Consider the following 413-nt stretch of genomic DNA (forward strand, 5'->3'; position numbering starts at 1 on the left):
TTCGACGCGGGCAAGAAAATCAACGGCCGCAAACGGCATATCGCCATCGACACCGTCGGACTGCTGATCTGCGTGCTGGTCACCTCGGCTGACGCCCAAGACCGCACCACCGCCCGGAACCTCCTGGTCAGGCTGCGCTACCTCTGCCCGAGCATCCGGCACCTGCGGGCAGACTCCGGCTACACCGGCACCCTGATCAACTGGGCGACATCGCCGTTCGGGATCAGCATCGAAATCGTCGACACTCGCAGGCCAAGTCGGGTTCGTCGTTCTCCACCGACCATGGGTCGTCGAACGCAGCCCTGCCTGGATCAACCAACACCGCCACTGCGTCCGCGACTACGCCAACACCACGAAGCCATCGTCCGCCGGGCCATGATCCACACCACCAGCAAACGCCTCACCTGAGAACA

1 protein-coding gene is annotated in these 413 nt (G+C 63.7%); it reads left to right on the top strand.

Annotated elements, in window-relative coordinates; all coding sequences use genetic code 11:
• The coding region (locus tag LCD31_RS28810) for a transposase (protein ID WP_224963328.1) at positions 1-408 on the top strand (408 nt) is incomplete at its 5' end.
• Positions 409-413 lie beyond the last annotated feature (5 nt).

The sequence above is a fragment of the Saccharopolyspora sp. 6M genome (assembly GCF_020176775.1).
Taxonomy (GTDB): Bacteria; Actinomycetota; Actinomycetes; order Mycobacteriales; family Pseudonocardiaceae; genus Saccharopolyspora_C; species Saccharopolyspora_C gregorii.